The sequence below is a fragment of the Leclercia sp. CFBP8987 genome, from assembly GCF_034044995.2.
GTDB classification, from domain to species: domain Bacteria; phylum Pseudomonadota; class Gammaproteobacteria; order Enterobacterales; family Enterobacteriaceae; genus Enterobacter; species Enterobacter tamurae.
Genome location: NZ_CM188255.1, coordinates 3390751 through 3406583, shown reverse-complemented (window position 1 = coordinate 3406583; position 15833 = coordinate 3390751). Strand labels below are relative to the sequence as shown.

The window sequence follows — 15833 nt, the reverse complement described above, 5'->3', positions numbered from 1 at the left end:
CCATGAAAAAAACCGCAATTGCTCTGCTGGCGCTGCTCGCCAGCGGGGCCTCGCTGGCGGCAACGCCGTGGCAGAAAATCACTCATCCGGTCGCCGGGAGCGCCCAGTCGATTGGCGCCTTTTCCAATGGCTGTATCGTCGGTGCCCAGGCGCTGCCGCTGCAGTCCGATACCTGGCAGGTGATGCGCACCGATCAGCGCCGCTACTTTGGCCACCCGGATCTGGTGCTATTTATTCAGCGGCTGGGTAATCAGGTGCATAACCTGGGGCTGGGCACGATGCTGATTGGCGATATGGGCATGCCTGCGGGCGGACGCTTCAACAGCGGCCACGCCAGCCATCAGACCGGGCTGGATGTCGACATCTTCCTCCAGCTGCCAAAAACGCGCTGGTCCTCCTCCCAGTTGCTGAGGCCGCAGGCGCTCGATCTGGTCGCCAGCGACGGTAAGCGTGTGGTGCCGTCGCGCTGGTCGCAGGACGTTTCCAGCATGATCAAGCTGGCGGCGGAAGATAACGAGGTGACGCGCATCTTCGTCAACCCGGCCATCAAGCAGCAGCTCTGTGAAGATGCCGGAATCGACCGCGACTGGCTGCGCAAAGTGCGGCCGTGGTTCCAGCACCGGGCACATATGCACGTCCGCCTGCGTTGCCCGGCAAACAGCCTTGAGTGTGAAGATCAGCCGTTACCGCCGCCAGGTGATGGCTGCGGCGCGGAATTACAAAGCTGGTTTGAGCCAGCGAAACCTGGACCCACTAAGCCTGTGAAGAAGACACCGCCGCCGTTGCCGCCTTCCTGCCAGGCGCTACTGGATGAGCATGCCCTGTGATGGACCAATTTACCGAGTTGTTTATGGTGTCGCCGCTGTTGCTGGTGGCGCTGTTTTTTATCGCCATGCTGGCCGGATTTATTGATGCCCTGGCCGGCGGCGGCGGATTACTGACCGTTCCGGCGCTGCTGGCGGCGGGGATGAGCCCGGCCCAGGCGCTGGCGACCAACAAGCTGCAGGCCTGCGGTGGGTCGCTCTCCGCGTCGATCTATTTTATCCGCCGCAAGGTGGTGAGCCTTGCGGATCAGAAGCTCAATATTCTGATGACCTTTATCGGGTCGACCTCCGGGGCGCTGCTGGTTCAGCATGTGCAGTCCGACATCTTGCGCCAGATTTTGCCGATCCTCATCATCTGTATTGGTCTCTACTTTTTGCTGATGCCAAAGCTCGGGGAAGAGGATCGTCAGCGCCGCCTGCACGGTCTGCCGTTTGCCCTGATCGCGGGTGGCTGCGTCGGCTTCTATGATGGCTTTTTTGGCCCGGGTGCCGGGTCGTTTTACGCCCTGGCCTTTGTGACCCTGGCCGGGTTTAACCTCGCCAAATCCACCGCTCACGCCAAGGTGCTGAACGCCACTTCTAACCTCGGCGGCCTGCTGCTGTTTATTATCGGCGGGAAGGTGATCTGGGCGACCGGCTTTGTGATGATGGCCGGACAGTTTATGGGCGCACGGGTAGGATCGCGCCTGGTATTAAGCAAAGGGCAACAGCTCATCCGTCCGATGATTGTCATTGTCTCGGCCGTCATGAGTGCCAAACTTCTTTATGACAGCCACGGACAGGAGATCCTCCACTGGTTGGGGATGAACTAATGAACAGTACGCATAAATATGAACAGCTGATCGAGATATTCGACGGCTGTTTTGCTGATGATTTTAATACCCGTCTGATTAAAGGCGACGACGAACCGATCTATCTTCCTGCAGATGCTGAGCTTCCGTATAACCGGATCGTCTTTGCACACGGCTTTTATGCCAGCGGTTTGCATGAAATATCGCACTGGTGTATTGCCGGAAAAGCGCGTCGCGAGCTGGTGGACTTTGGCTACTGGTACTGCCCGGACGGACGTGACGCGGCGACCCAGGGACAGTTTGAAGATGTGGAAGTGAAACCCCAGGCGCTGGAATGGTTGTTCTGCGTGGCGGCAGGATTCCCGTTCAACGTCAGCTGTGACAACCTCGAAGGCGACTTCGAGCCAGATCGTATTGTCTTCCAGCGCCGCGTTCACGCGCAGGTGATGGACTATCTTGAGAACGGCATCCCGGAACGTCCGGCGCGCTTGATCAAGGCTTTACAGAATTATTACCACACGCCGGAGATCACGGCGGAATGCTTCCCGTGGCCGGAAGATCTTTAATAGAGGAAAGAAGATGATCGCAGAATTTGAATCACGCATTCTGGCGTTAATTGATGACATGGTTGAGCACGCCAGTGATGATGAGCTGTTTGCCAGCGGTTATCTGCGTGGACACCTGACGCTGGCCGTTGCCGAGCTGGAAGCCGGAGACGACCATTCACCACAGGCGGTGCACGCCGAAGTATCCCGTAGCCTGGAAAAAGCCATTCTGGCCGGCGAACTCTCTCCGCGCGACCAGTCGTTAGTGCTGGGGATGTGGGAAACCTTGTTTCAGAAAGCCAGCCTGAACTAATCGGGAATCGCCCGGTGGCGCTACGCTTACCGGGCCTACGCTTTAACCATCTTCCCCTTCAACAACTTCCTCACCCATAACCGGTTCGGATTCAGCGCCGCCAGCGTATGCGCATCCAGCGGGATCGGCTCGTGACTCATTTGCGCGGCAAGAACTTCTGCCGTCAGCGGCGCCGTACAGAGCCCGCGTGAACCCAGCCCGCCCAGCATAAACAGATTGCGGAATTCAGGGGCACTCACCGCCTGGTCTTTGTTGTTCACTAAATCCTGATACGCCGCCAGGGTGGCGTCATAGTCCGGCACCGCCCCGGTCATCGGGAGATGATCCCGGGTGGCACAGCGAATACCGTTCCGCGCTTCTCCTGCGCTGACATCCACCTCACGCGCCCATGCCGCCTGGGGGAAACAGTCGATCAGCCGCTGACGGTTATGCTGCTGATCGTCGTCGCTGTACTGCGGCTCGGTCTGCCCGCGGTGATAGCTGGCGCCGATACAGTGCTGGCCATTAGTCGGGTTTTGCGGGGTCAGATACCCGTCGTAGCAGAGCACCTGACGCAGCTGGCTCAGCTGCGGGGCTGCCGGGATATGGCTGACCTGTCCGCCCACCGGATACACCGGCAGCGGTGCGGTCTGGCTGAACTGGTTGATGCCATGCCCGTTTGCGAGCACCACGCTGCCGTGCTGTGCCTGCTCACCGTTGGCAAAGTGTAATTTCCACTGCGTATCGGTCTGCTCCAGAGACGTAACCTGGCGGCCATAGTGCACCTGCAGGCCGAGGGTCTGCGCCAGAGTGATGACTGCGGCAGTAAGTTGCGCCGGGCACAGCCAGCCGCCGAGCGGATACTGGATCCCGCCGCAGTCGGTCGGCACGCCGGTGCTCTCTGCCACCTGTTGGGCATCGACCGCCACGGCGATCTGCTCGGGCAGGTCCATAAGGAGCATCTGGTTAATTTTCTGCTGGCTCTTCTCGTCCCAGCCAAGCTGGGTGACGCCGCACCAGGCATGATCAAATGCCACCGGCAGGGCATCGTACAGACGACGGGCGAAGGTAAATGCCGTCGGGAAAAACTGGCTCAGCGCCGTATCCTGGGCACTCAGCAGAGGATAGAGCGCCCCCTGACGATTACCGGAGGCGCCCGTTGCCGGGGCATCGTCGGCGCAGTAGAGCGTCACCTGCCAGCCACGGCGTAACAGCGCCAGCGACAGCAGGGCGCTGGCAATCCCGCCGCCCACCACGGCGGTTTCCCGCCCGTCGCTGGCGGTGCGGGTAAACCATGGCGTGCGGGCAGGGGAGGGGCGATCCTGCTTCATCACCCCGACGAGCATTTCGCGCTTACGGCCAAAGCCTTTGGTTTTTTGCATGGTGAAGCCGGCTTCCTGCAGGCCACGACGCACAAATCCGGCGCAGGTAAAGGTGGCGAGCGTTGCCCCGGGGCGGGCCAGGCGGGCCATCGCGGCAAACAGCTGCGGGCTCCACATATCCGGGTTTTTGGCCGGCGCAAAGCCGTCGAGGAACCAGGCGTCAACCTGCTGGTTAAGGGAGTCATCGAGCCGATCAGTGAGGTCGTTGATATCGCCGAGCCAGATATCGAGCGTGACGCGCCCGCCGTCCAGCAGCAGACGATGGCAGCCCGCGATGGGCAGCGGCCACTGGGCCTGGAGCTGCTCAGCCCAGGGCGCTAATTCCGGCCAGTGTTGATGGGCCAGACGCAGATCGGCGGCGGCCAGCGGGAATTTCTCAAAACTGATGAAATGTAATCTTTGCAGCGTAGCCTCAGGGTGGGCCGCACGGAAGCGATCGAAGGCCTGCCAGAGGGTAAGAAAGTTCAGGCCAGTGCCAAAACCGCTCTCCGCCACCACGAACAGATCGCGGGGATGTGCCGGAAAACGGGCGTTCAGCTGATTTCCATCGAGGAAAACATAACGTGTCTCTTCCAGTCCGTTATCATTAGAGAAGTAGACATCATCAAAATCTCGGGAAACAGGTGTACCCTCAGCGTTGAATTCGAGGTTGGCAGGTTGTATGGCGTTTTGTTTCACGTAAGTTACTCGTCTGACAGGCTGTGCCGCGATCTTAACGATGTGCGTCTGTTGGTGCAAATTTCCGCAGAAAATGGCTGATCGGACTTGTTCGGCGTACAAGTGTACGCTATTGTGCGACTCGAAACTTAAAATAGTGCGACTTACAGAGGTATTGAATGAAACGTGCAGTGATTACTGGCTTGGGCATCGTTTCCAGCATCGGTAATAACCAGCAGGAAGTCCTGGCATCTCTGCGAGAAGGACGCTCCGGGATCACCTTCTCTGAAGAGTTTAAAGATTCTGGCATGCGCAGCCATGTCTGGGGTAATGTCAAACTGGACACCACGGGCATGATCGATCGCAAAGTGGTCCGTTTCATGAACGATGCCTCTATCTACGCCTACCTCTCCATGCAGGAAGCGATTGCTGATGCAGGCCTGAGCGAAGAGGTTTACCAGAACAACCCACGTGTGGGTCTGATCGCTGGCTCCGGCGGCTCATCAAAAGCGCAGGTGTTCGGTGCTGACGCCATGCGTAGCCCGCGCGGCCTGAAAGCGGTGGGTCCTTACGTGGTGACCAAAGCGATGGGCTCAGCGGTATCCGCGTGCCTCGCAACACCGTTCAAAATTCACGGCGTAAACTACTCCATCAGCTCCGCCTGTGCGACTTCCGCTCACTGTATCGGTAACGCGGTAGAGCAGATTCAGCTGGGCAAACAGGACATCGTGTTTGCTGGCGGCGGCGAAGAGCTGGGCTGGGAAATGGCCTGTGAATTCGACGCAATGGGCGCCCTGTCCACCAAATACAACGAAACGCCAGAAAAAGCGTCCCGTACCTATGATGCGAGCCGTGACGGCTTCGTTATCGCAGGCGGCGGCGGTATGGTGGTGGTTGAAGAACTGGAACACGCTCTGGCCCGTGGCGCGCATATCTATGCTGAGATCGTTGGCTACGGCGCAACCTCTGACGGCGCAGACATGGTTGCACCATCCGGTGAAGGCGCAGTGCGCTGCATGAAGATGGCGATGCACGGCCTGGATACCCCAATCGACTACCTGAACTCCCACGGTACTTCTACTCCGGTAGGCGACGTGAAAGAGCTGGGTGCAATCCGCGAAGTGTTTGGCGACAACAGCCCGGCCATCTCCGCGACCAAAGCCATGACCGGTCACTCACTGGGTGCGGCTGGCGTGCAGGAAGCGATCTACTCCCTGCTGATGCTGGAACACGGCTTCATCGCCCCAAGCATCAACGTGGAAGAGCTGGACGAGCAGGCTGCTGGCCTGAACATTGTCACCGCGCCAACCGAGCGTGAGCTGAACACTGTGATGTCTAACAGCTTCGGTTTCGGCGGCACCAACGCCACGCTGGTCATGCGTAAGCTGAAAGCATAAGCGTTTGAATGTATAGTAGAAGGGAGCCTGAGGGCTCCCTTTTTTATGCCTGAAATCGGAGTTATGCATGACGGCCGTTACCTCAGAAAAAAACGCCTCCTCCGGGAATACCTCCCTGTTCCGCATCGCCTTTGCGGTATTCCTGACCTATATGACCGTTGGCCTGCCGTTGCCGGTGATCCCGCTGTTTGTTCATCAGGAGCTGGGCTATGGCAATACCATGGTCGGCATCGCCGTGGGTATTCAGTTTTTAGCCACGGTGTTAACCCGCGGCTACGCCGGACGTCTGGCGGATCAACATGGCGCAAAACGCTCGGCGCTGCAGGGCATGTTTGCCTGCGCACTGGCGGGCGGTGCATGGCTACTGGCCGCGCTGCTGCCGGTGGATGCTGCGTATAAATTCGCGCTGCTGGTGGTGGGGCGCTTAATTCTCGGCTTTGGTGAAAGTCAGCTCCTGACCGGCACTTTGACCTGGGGAATGGGGCTGGTCGGGCCCGCACGTTCCGGCAAAGTGATGTCGTGGAACGGGATGGCCATCTACGGTGCGCTGGCGGCAGGTGCTCCGCTGGGTCTGTTCATTAACAGTCAGTTTGGCTTTGCGGCGTTGGCTGCTACCACGATGGTATTACCGCTGCTGGCATGGGCATTTAACGGCACGGTGCGTAACGTTCCGGCTCATAAAGGCGAACGCCCCTCCCTGTGGAGCGTGGTGGGGCAAATCTGGCAGCCGGGGCTGGGGCTTGCGCTGCAGGGCGTAGGTTTTGCGGTGATTGGGACCTTCGTCTCGCTGTATTTTATGAGCCGCGGCTGGGCGATGGCCGGGTTTACGCTCACCGCCTTTGGCGGCGCGTTTGTCCTGATGCGGGTGCTGTTCGGCTGGATGCCGGATCGTTATGGCGGCGTGAGGGTAGCGGTGGCGTCGCTGGTGATTGAAACCCTTGGCCTTGTGCTGCTCTGGCAGGCGCCAACCGAGCCGGTCGCCCTGCTGGGCGCAGCCCTCACCGGCTGCGGCTGTTCGCTGATCTTCCCGGCACTCGGTGTCGAGGTGGTTAAACGTGTCGCTCCACAGGTACGCGGTACGGCGCTGGGCGGTTATGCCGCATTTCAGGATATCTCATACGGGGTCACCGGGCCGCTGGCGGGGCTGTTAGCCACCTCGTTTGGCTATCCGTCGGTGTTCCTTGCGGGGGCGGTTTCTGCGGTGGTGGGGATTGTCGTCACCTTAGTGGCGTTTCGTAAATCGTAGCGGTTAGTGCCGGGTGGCGGCTGCGCCTTACCCGGCCTACGGTTCGTGCTTTTGTAGGCCCGGTAAGCGGAGCGCCACCGGGCAAAACATCACGCCACCAGCCAGAAAATCGCCAGCGCAATAATTAACGCAATTAACATCAGCCCGGGGCGGGCAGACAGGGTTTTGAATGTTTCCACGACCGGCGCAAACAGTGGGCTGTAGATTGGCTGAATGTTTCGCGCCTCCGGCACACCCGCTTCTCGCTCGCTACGGCGAATAAAGATCTGATTCAACAGATCCTGCACCTGGGCGGTGGTCAGCACCGTCTGCGGCGTAGCCTGCCAGTTCTGGCGGGCGTAATCCTGAATGCTGTCCCACTCCCGGGTTTCCAGCGGCTGTTTCAACGCCGCCTGCAGGCTGTGCAGCGTTGGCGCGGTCTGGGTGCTCAGGGTCTGGCGGGCCTGCAGCCAGGTGGCAAGATGGGTAAACTGTCTGGCCGGAATTAACTCACCCGCCTTCACGCCCGACAGCTCCAGCATCGACTGCCAGATCAGTTTGGTCGGCTCGCCCGTGGCGGCGGCCAGTTTGGTCACCATCTGCTTGAGCGTATTGTGTTCGGCGGGCAGCAGTGGGCGTTCAGTTGCCTGACGCTGTTGTGGCTGCGGAATAGCGAGCTGGTTATTTTGCAGCAGCGTCAGCACCGTCTTCAGCTGGTCGGGCGTTAGCTGGCTCAGCGCCGTCTGGCCATACTGCTGGCGAATAAAATCGCTGACCGCCTGGCGGTTATTTCCCTGGCTTAACAGCTCTGTCAGCTGCGAGACCATCTGCCGGGTGGTGTGGTTCTGCTGCGCGGTGTTCAGGCGCTGGTTCAGGTTTTGCTCAGCTGCAGGGAAGTGGCGCGACAGCATGGGCGCATCACTCTTCAGGCCCAGATCGTGTTTGACCCCGGCCCATACCTCCGCATTTTGCTGCGACGTCAGGGCAATCAGCCGGGTGATCAGGCGTTCCAGTACGGTGCGCTGCTGTGTTGAGAGGGGCTGTTCGCCTGCGACATGAGACGGACGCGGGCCGTCACCCGGAGGTTGCGGCGGCGTACCTGAAATGGGCTGCATCGTCAAAAAATCCTTAAAGTCGTTACTCAGCGTAAACCAGGTTACGTATATGCCTGGCGGCCAGATTATGGCACACTTGACCGGTTAACTTCCTCTCAAACAGGTACTCAGACGTGAAAATCCTCGTTGATGAAAATATGCCTTACGCCCGCGAGCTATTCAGCCGCCTGGGTGAGGTTAAGGCCGTTCCCGGACGCCCGATCCCGCTCGCTGAGCTGGATGATGCCGACGCGCTGATGGTGCGCTCAGTGACCAAAGTGAATGAGGCGCTGCTGTCTGGCAAAGGGGTGAAGTTTGTCGGTACGGCGACCGCGGGAACCGATCATGTGGATGACGCGTGGCTGAAGCAGGCGGGGATCGGTTTTTCCGCCGCGCCGGGCTGTAACGCCATCGCGGTCGTGGAGTATGTTTTCTCTTCCCTGCTGATGCTGGCCGAGCGTGACGGGTTTACCCTCGCCGATCGCACCGTCGGTATTGTCGGGGTGGGTAACGTCGGCAGTCGCCTGCAAAAGCGTCTCGAGGCGTTAGGTATCCGCACGCTGCTGTGCGATCCCCCGCGTGCCGACCGTGGCGATGAGGGCGATTTCCGCAGCCTGGACGAGCTGGTTGCCGAATGTGACGTGCTCACCTTCCATACGCCGCTGTTTAAAGACGGGCCCTATAAATCCCTGCATCTGGCCGATGAGGCCCTGATTAGCCGCCTGAAGCCGGGCGCTATTTTGATCAACGCCTGTCGTGGCCCGGTCGTGGATAATGCCGCGCTGCTGAAGCGTCTGGATGCCGGTCAGGATCTCAGCGTGGTGCTGGACGTCTGGGAGCCGGAGCCGGATCTCAACGTGGCCCTGCTGAATAAAGTGGATATTGGCACCGCGCACATCGCGGGCTATACCCTGGAAGGTAAAGCACGCGGCACCACTCAGGTGTTCGAGGCCTACAGCGCCTTTATTGGCAAATCGCAGCAGGTGGCGCTGGATACTCTGCTGCCGACCCCGGATTTTGGCCGCATTACTCTGCATGGCCCGCTGGATCAGGCAACGCTGAAAAGGTTGGTGCATTTAGTGTATGATGTGCGCCGCGATGACGCGCTGCTGCGAAAAGTAGCGGGTATGCCGGGTGAGTTCGACAAGCTGCGCAAGCACTATGTGGAGCGCCGCGAATGGTCTTCCCTGTATGTGATGTGTGATGACGCTGCGGCGGCATCACTGCTGCATAAGCTGGGCTTCAACGCCACTCATCACCCGGTACGTTAATGTCTTCTTAATGCTCCCTGGCGGATAACCCGCCGGGGACGCTTTTTTATTTCTGGAGTAAACCACCATGTCTGAAGGCTGGAACATTGCCATACTGGGCGCAACGGGCGCCGTGGGCGAAGCCCTGCTCGAAACCCTTGCTGAGCGTCAGTTCCCGGTGGGGGAGATCTTTGCCCTGGCGCGTAATGAGAGCGCAGGTGAACATCTGCGTTATGAGGGCAAATCGGTACGCGTGCAGGATGCGGCTGAATTTGACTGGACTCAGGCGCAGCTGGCCTTTTTTGTCGCCGGGGCTGAAGCCTCCGCAACCTATATTGAAGAAGCCACCAACGCGGGCTGTCTGGTGATTGATTCCAGCGGCCTGTTCGCCCTTGAGCCGGACGTACCGCTGGTGGTGCCGGACGTCAACCCGTTCGTACTGGCCGACTACCGTAACCGTAATATCATCGCCGTCCCGGACAGCCTCACCAGCCAGCTGCTGACCGCCCTGAAACCGCTGATCGATGACGGCGGTCTATCCCGCATCACCGTGACCAGCCTGCTGTCGGCCTCTGCCCACGGTAAAAAAGCGGTGGATGCGCTGGCCGGGCAGAGCGCCAAGCTGCTGAACGGTATTCCGGTGGATGAAGAGGACTTCTTTGGTCGTCAGCTGGCCTTCAACATGCTGCCACTGCTGCCGGATCGCGAAGGCAGCGTGCGCGAAGAGCGCCAGATCGTCGATCAGGTGCGCAAGATCCTGCAGGATGACGGCCTGATGATCTCCGCCAACTGCGTGCAGTCGCCGGTGTTTTACGGTCATGCCCAGATGGTGAGTTTTGAAGCGATGCGTCCACTGGCGGCGGAAGAGGCGCGCGACGCCTTTGCCCGCGTTGAGGAGATCGAGCTGTCCGAAGAGAGCGAGTTCCCGACCCAGGTGGGTGACGCAACGGGCAACGCCCGTCTCTCCATCGGCTGTGTGCGTAACGATTATGGCATGCCGGAGCAGATCCAGTTCTGGTCGGTGGCCGATAATGTCCGCTTCGGCGGCGCGCTGATGGCGGTAAAAGTCGCTGAGAAACTGGTGCAGGAGTATCTGTACTGATGTCAGAAGTGGAACAAAAGCCGGTCCATAAAATTGCTCTCGGGATTGAGTACGATGGCAGTAAATATTATGGCTGGCAGCGACAGAATGAGGTGCGCAGCGTCCAGGAGAAGCTGGAGAAAGCGCTCTCTCAGGTGGCGAATGAGCCCATCAATGTCCTGTGCGCGGGGCGTACCGACGCCGGTGTCCATGGTACCGGGCAGGTGGTTCACTTTGAAACCACTGCGGTGCGTAAAGACGCGGCCTGGACGCTGGGGGTAAATGCGAATTTACCTGGAGACATCGCGGTGCGTTGGGTCAAAACTGTGCCCGATGATTTTCACGCGCGTTTCAGCGCCACCGCGCGCCGCTACCGCTATATCATCTATAACCAGCGCCTGCGTCCGGCTGTATTGGGCCAGGGCGTAACGCATTTTTACGCGCCGCTGGATGCCGAACGTATGCAACGCGCCGCGCAGGCGCTGATTGGCGAAAACGACTTTACCTCGTTTCGCGCGGTTCAGTGCCAGTCGCGCACGCCGTGGCGCAACGTGATGCACATTAACGTCAGCCGGTATGGCGCGTATGTGGTGGTTGATATCAAAGCCAATGCCTTTGTACATCATATGGTACGGAATATTGTTGGCAGCCTGATGGAAGTGGGCGCCGGACACCAGCCGGAGAGCTGGATTGCAGAGTTGCTGGCAGCGAAGGACAGAACCCTGGCAGCAGCAACGGCGAGAGCGGAAGGGCTCTATCTGGTCTCGGTCGATTACCCGGATCGTTTTGACCTTCCAAAACCGCCAATGGGCCCGCTGTTTTTAGCGGACTGATAGCCGTGCAATAAAGGTTTAGACAATATGGATTTTATTCGCTTTGTGATTGATTTCATTCTGCATATTGATGTTCACCTGGCCGAGCTGGTCGCTGATTATGGCGTCTGGGTTTATGCCATTCTGTTCCTGATCCTGTTTTGTGAAACCGGGCTGGTGGTGACGCCGTTCTTACCGGGCGATTCGCTGCTGTTCGTGGCGGGGGCGCTGGCCTCCCTCGAAACCAACGACATCAACGTTCACCTGATGGTGGTCCTGATGCTTATCGCCGCGATCCTTGGCGATGCGGTGAACTACACTATTGGTCGGCTATTTGGCGACCGGTTGTTCAGTAACCCGGACTCGAAGATTTTCCGTCGCAGCTATCTGGATAAAACCCATACGTTTTATGAGAAGCACGGCGGTAAAACCATTATCCTCGCGCGCTTTGTGCCCATCGTCAGAACCTTTGCCCCCTTTGTTGCGGGAATGGGTCATATGTCGTACCGTCAGTTCGCGCTTTATAACGTGACGGGTGCGCTGTTATGGGTACTCAGCTTTACCTACGCGGGCTATTTCTTCGGTACTATTCCCATGATTCAGGAAAACCTCAAGTTACTGATCGTAGGGATTATTGTGGTCTCCATTCTGCCGGGCGTGATCGAAATTATTCGTCACCGGCGCGCGGCGGCAAAACAGGCAAAATAAAAGCACGACGGCGGTTCGACCACTTTTTTATCCAAAGTTTCGGGCTGTTATGTTTTAATGTGCAACATTCATGGTCTGTCGGGGGCAAAAATGGCATTATGCGCCCCTTACAGCAAACCTGGTTCAGGCAGAAAGGTTATCAATGAGCTGGATTGAACGAATTAAAAGCAACATCACCCCAACCCGCAAAGCGAGTATTCCTGAAGGGGTGTGGACCAAATGTGACAGCTGTGGCCAGGTCCTGTACCGTGCCGAGCTGGAGCGTAATCTGGAAGTTTGTCCGAAGTGCGATCACCACATGCGTATGTCGGCGCGTAACCGCCTGCATAGCCTGCTGGATGAAGGTTCTCTGGTTGAACTGGGCAGCGAGCTTGAGCCGAAAGATGTGCTTAAGTTCCGCGACTCCAAAAAATACAAAGACCGTCTGGCCTCTGCGCAGAAAGAGACCGGCGAGAAAGACGCCCTGGTGGTGATGAAAGGCACTCTGCACGAGATGCCGGTTGTCGCAGCAGCGTTTGAGTTCTCCTTTATGGGCGGCTCAATGGGTTCCGTGGTCGGCGCGCGCTTCGTGCGTGCGGTAGAGCAGGCGCTGGAGGACAACTGTCCGCTGATCTGCTTCTCCGCCTCCGGTGGTGCCCGTATGCAGGAAGCGCTGATGTCGCTGATGCAGATGGCGAAAACCTCCGCAGCGCTGGCGAAAATGCAGGAACGCGGTCTGCCGTATATCTCCGTACTGACCGACCCGACCATGGGCGGCGTATCGGCAAGCTTTGCGATGCTGGGCGATCTGAACATCGCTGAACCGAAAGCGCTGATCGGCTTTGCCGGCCCGCGTGTTATCGAACAAACGGTTCGTGAGAAACTGCCGCCGGGCTTCCAGCGCAGTGAGTTCCTTATCGAGAAAGGCGCTATCGACATGATCGTTCGCCGTCCGGAAATGCGCCTGAAACTGGCAAGCGTTCTGGCGAAGCTGATGAATCTGCCGTCGCCGAGCCCGGATGAGCCGCGCGAAGGCGTGGTAGTACCGGATCAGGAACCCGAGGCCTGATAACTGAAAAGGGCAGGGCCAATGGCGCTGCCCTTTTGCTTTCTAACCGTAACTGAAAAGCGCGCAACATGGAAAATATCACTCTTCCCCAAGCCACGTCGCCCCTGGCCGCGTGGCTTTCTTATCTGGAAAACCTGCACAGTAAAGCCATCGACATGGGACTTGAGCGCGTCAGCCAGGTAGCGGCGCGCCTTGACGTTCTGAAACCGGCTCCTTTTGTCTTCACGGTGGCAGGCACCAACGGCAAGGGCACCACCTGCCGCACGCTGGAATCCATGCTGATGGCGGCGGGCTACAAAGTGGGTGTCTACAGTTCGCCCCATCTGGTGCGCTACACCGAGCGTGTGCGGGTACAGAACACCGAACTCGCTGAATCAGCCCATACCGCCTCGTTCGCAGAGATCGAAGCCGCGCGTGGCGACACGTCGCTGACCTATTTCGAATACGGCACGCTGTCGGCGCTGTGGCTGTTTAAGCAGGCCCAGCTGGACGTGGTGATCCTCGAGGTCGGGTTAGGCGGGCGGCTGGACGCCACTAACATCGTGGATCCGGACGTGGCGGTGGTTACCAGCATCGCGCTGGATCATACCGACTGGCTGGGGCCCGATCGCGAAAGCATTGGCCGTGAGAAAGCCGGTATTTTCCGCGCCGGTAAACCGGCGATTGTCGGCGAGCCCGATATGCCGCACACCATCGCTGATGTGGCCCGGGAGAAGGGTGCGCTGTTGCAGCGTCGTGACGTCGACTGGCGCTACAGCGTGACGGAGAGTGGCTGGCGCTTTGAAGATGCCAGAGGCGCGCTGGACAACCTGCCGCTGCCGCAGGTGCCGCAGCCGAACGCCGCCACGGCACTGGCCGCCCTGCGCGCCAGCGGTCTGACGGTGAACGAGCAGGCCATTCGCGACGGCATTCAGCAGGCTATCCTTGCCGGACGTTTCCAGATTGTCAGCGACTCACCGCGTCTGATTCTGGATGTGGCGCATAACCCCCATGCCGCGGCTTACCTCGCCGGACGTCTCAAATCATTGCCAAAAACCGGGCGCGTACTGGCGGTTATCGGTATGCTTCATGATAAAGATATTGGCGGCACGCTGGCCTGCATGGAGACTGTGGTCGATAGCTGGTATTGTGCACCTCTGGAAGGCCCACGCGGGGCGACGGCTGAACAGCTGATGGAACATCTCGGCGAGGGCCAGAGTTTTGCCAGCGTCGAGCTGGCATGGCGTGCGGCGATGGCGGATGCCAGACCAGAAGATACCGTGCTGGTGTGTGGATCTTTCCACACGGTGGCACATGTCATGGACGTAATGGATGCGGGGAGAACCGGTGGCAAGTAAGTTTCAGAACCGTTTAGCAGGCACCATTGTGCTGGTGGCGCTGGGAGTGATTATTCTCCCCGGGCTGCTTGATGGACAGAAAAAACATTATCAGGATGAGTTTGCAGCGATCCCGCTGGTGCCGAAACCTGGCGACCGGGATGAGCCGGATATGCTGCCGGCGGCGACGCAGGCGTTACCTGCTCAACCGCCTGAAGGCGCGGCTGAAGAGGTGCAGGCGGGCGATGCCGCGGCACCGTCCTTAGACCCTACGCGTCTCGCGACCGGGAATAACAACGAACTGGATCCGGCGCCGGTGGAGCAGTATGCGCCAAAACCGGTGCAAAAACCAAAACCGGTTGAGAAGCCGAAACCGCAGCGCGATAACACCAGCCAGCAGCTGGCAGCGGCGACGGAAACACCTCCGGCCAAACCGGCGGCAGAAGAGAAACCTGCGCCAACCGGTAAAGCCTATGTCGTGCAGCTCGGCGCGTTGAAAAATGCCGACAAGGTCAACGAGGTGGTGGCTAAACTCCGTGGCGCGGGGTATCGCGTTTACACTTCACCTACGACGCCGGTACAGGGTAAAATCACCCGTATTCTCGTCGGCCCGGATGCATCGAGAGATAAGCTGAAGGGGTCGCTTGGCGAGTTGAATCAACTCTCCGGTCTGAGCGGCGTAGTGATGAACTACAGCGTGAACTGAGTTTTTCGCTGACTAAAAAACAGGCGCAGCAGATTGCCTGAGAAGGTAACCCGCCTGGGGCGCTGAATATTTTTTCAGCGCTTTTTTTATTTACGCGCGGGAAGGAAATCCCTACGCAAACGTTTTCTTTTTCTGTTAGAATTCGCCCCGAACTGGATGACAGGGCGTTTAATCGTGGGACGTATATGGTCTGGATTGATTACGCCATCATTGCGGTGATAGGTTTTTCCTGTCTGGTTAGCCTGATCCGTGGCTTTGTTCGTGAAGCGTTATCGCTGGTAACCTGGGGCTGTGCCTTCTTTGTTGCCAGTCATTACTACACTTACCTGTCTGTCTGGTTCACGGGCTTTGAAGATGAACTGGTCCGAAACGGAATCGCCATCGCGGTGCTGTTTATCGCGACGCTGATTGTAGGCGCCATTGTTAACTTCGTGATTGGCCAGCTGGTTGAGAAAACCGGTTTGTCAGGAACGGACAGGGTGCTCGGGATCTGTTTCGGTGCATTGCGAGGAGCGTTGATTGTAGCCGCGATACTGTTCTTCCTTGATACCTTTACCGGGTTTTCAAAAAGTGAAGACTGGCAGAAGTCGCAGCTGATCCCGCAGTTCAGCTTCATCATCAGATTGTTCTTCGACTATCTGCAAAGCTCGTCGAGTTTTTTGCCCAGGGCATAAACCCTGAGATGTGGCTTAACGAGGAAATGAC

The 15833-nt window shown here is 58.6% G+C and carries 16 protein-coding genes; 14 read left to right on the top strand and 2 right to left on the bottom strand.

Annotated elements, in window-relative coordinates:
• Positions 1-2 precede the first annotated feature (2 nt).
• The 4 genes from mepA to SOM40_RS16420 are packed head-to-tail and all read left to right on the top strand — an operon-like array spanning position 3 to position 2473.
• Positions 3-827, top strand: a complete 825-nt coding sequence (gene mepA, locus SOM40_RS16435) for a penicillin-insensitive murein endopeptidase (RefSeq protein ID WP_320530362.1) — start codon at positions 3-5, stop codon at positions 825-827.
• Positions 827-1636: a sulfite exporter TauE/SafE family protein gene (locus SOM40_RS16430; protein ID WP_320530418.1), complete on the top strand. Its 810-nt coding sequence runs from the start codon at positions 827-829 to the stop codon at positions 1634-1636. The genes mepA and SOM40_RS16430 overlap by 1 nt, the downstream gene beginning before the upstream one ends.
• Positions 1636-2181 (top strand): elongation factor P hydroxylase, encoded by a 546-nt coding sequence (locus tag SOM40_RS16425; RefSeq protein ID WP_106994714.1) that lies wholly within the window; start codon positions 1636-1638, stop codon positions 2179-2181. The genes SOM40_RS16430 and SOM40_RS16425 overlap by 1 nt, the downstream gene beginning before the upstream one ends.
• 13 nt (positions 2182-2194) lie before the next feature.
• Entirely contained in the window at positions 2195-2473 is a 279-nt protein-coding gene (locus SOM40_RS16420) for a YfcL family protein (protein WP_106994715.1), read from the top strand.
• Between the two features lie 35 nt (positions 2474-2508).
• On the opposite strand, the gene mnmC is transcribed toward SOM40_RS16420, so the two are convergent.
• Positions 2509-4512, bottom strand: a complete 2004-nt coding sequence (mnmC, locus tag SOM40_RS16415) for a bifunctional tRNA (5-methylaminomethyl-2-thiouridine)(34)-methyltransferase MnmC2/FAD-dependent 5-carboxymethylaminomethyl-2-thiouridine(34) oxidoreductase MnmC1 (protein ID WP_320530361.1) — start codon at positions 4510-4512, stop codon at positions 2509-2511.
• Positions 4513-4670: 158 nt separating this feature from the next.
• Here mnmC and fabB point away from each other — a divergent pair, with 158 nt between their 5' ends.
• Together fabB and SOM40_RS16405 are read left to right on the top strand one after the other, a co-directional pair.
• On the top strand, positions 4671-5888 hold the full coding sequence (fabB, locus tag SOM40_RS16410) for a beta-ketoacyl-ACP synthase I (RefSeq protein WP_166183080.1): 1218 nt from the start codon (positions 4671-4673) through the stop codon (positions 5886-5888).
• A 67-nt stretch (positions 5889-5955) separates the two neighbouring features.
• The gene (locus SOM40_RS16405; protein WP_320530360.1) at positions 5956-7134 is read left to right on the top strand and encodes an MFS transporter; all 1179 of its coding nucleotides are present in this window, start codon (positions 5956-5958) and stop codon (positions 7132-7134) included.
• An 89-nt stretch (positions 7135-7223) separates the two neighbouring features.
• On the opposite strand, the gene flk is transcribed toward SOM40_RS16405, so the two are convergent.
• On the bottom strand, positions 7224-8228 hold the full coding sequence (gene flk, locus SOM40_RS16400; protein WP_262663456.1) for a flagella biosynthesis regulator Flk: 1005 nt from the start codon (positions 8226-8228) through the stop codon (positions 7224-7226).
• Between the two features lie 113 nt (positions 8229-8341).
• Between flk and pdxB the strand changes: the two genes are divergently transcribed.
• The 8 genes from pdxB to cvpA all read left to right on the top strand — a co-directional run bounded on the left by pdxB (position 8342) and on the right by cvpA (position 15802).
• A complete protein-coding gene (gene pdxB, locus SOM40_RS16395) occupies positions 8342-9478 on the top strand; it encodes a 4-phosphoerythronate dehydrogenase PdxB (protein ID WP_262672918.1) in 1137 nt (378 codons plus the stop codon).
• Positions 9479-9545: 67 nt separating this feature from the next.
• A complete protein-coding gene (locus SOM40_RS16390) occupies positions 9546-10559 on the top strand; it encodes an aspartate-semialdehyde dehydrogenase (RefSeq protein ID WP_262672917.1) in 1014 nt (337 codons plus the stop codon).
• On the top strand, positions 10559-11371 hold the full coding sequence (truA, locus tag SOM40_RS16385; RefSeq protein ID WP_166183072.1) for a tRNA pseudouridine(38-40) synthase TruA: 813 nt from the start codon (positions 10559-10561) through the stop codon (positions 11369-11371). Before SOM40_RS16390 ends, truA begins: the two co-directional genes overlap by 1 nt.
• Positions 11372-11398: 27 nt before the next feature.
• Positions 11399-12058 carry a DedA family protein gene (locus SOM40_RS16380; protein WP_106994723.1) on the top strand — a complete coding sequence of 220 codons (660 nt, stop codon included), beginning with the start codon at positions 11399-11401 and terminating at the stop codon, positions 12056-12058.
• Between the two features lie 142 nt (positions 12059-12200).
• Positions 12201-13106: an acetyl-CoA carboxylase, carboxyltransferase subunit beta gene (accD, locus tag SOM40_RS16375; RefSeq protein ID WP_039030948.1), complete on the top strand. Its 906-nt coding sequence runs from the start codon at positions 12201-12203 to the stop codon at positions 13104-13106.
• Between the two features lie 68 nt (positions 13107-13174).
• Positions 13175-14443, top strand: coding sequence for a bifunctional tetrahydrofolate synthase/dihydrofolate synthase (gene folC / locus SOM40_RS16370; protein WP_106994724.1), 1269 nt, complete (start codon positions 13175-13177; stop codon positions 14441-14443).
• Positions 14433-15128 (top strand): cell division protein DedD, encoded by a 696-nt coding sequence (dedD, locus tag SOM40_RS16365; RefSeq protein ID WP_225758345.1) that lies wholly within the window; start codon positions 14433-14435, stop codon positions 15126-15128. The genes folC and dedD overlap by 11 nt, the downstream gene beginning before the upstream one ends.
• A 185-nt stretch (positions 15129-15313) precedes the next feature.
• On the top strand, positions 15314-15802 hold the full coding sequence (gene cvpA / locus SOM40_RS16360; RefSeq protein ID WP_106994725.1) for a colicin V production protein: 489 nt from the start codon (positions 15314-15316) through the stop codon (positions 15800-15802).
• The last annotated feature ends 31 nt before the right edge of the window (positions 15803-15833 follow it).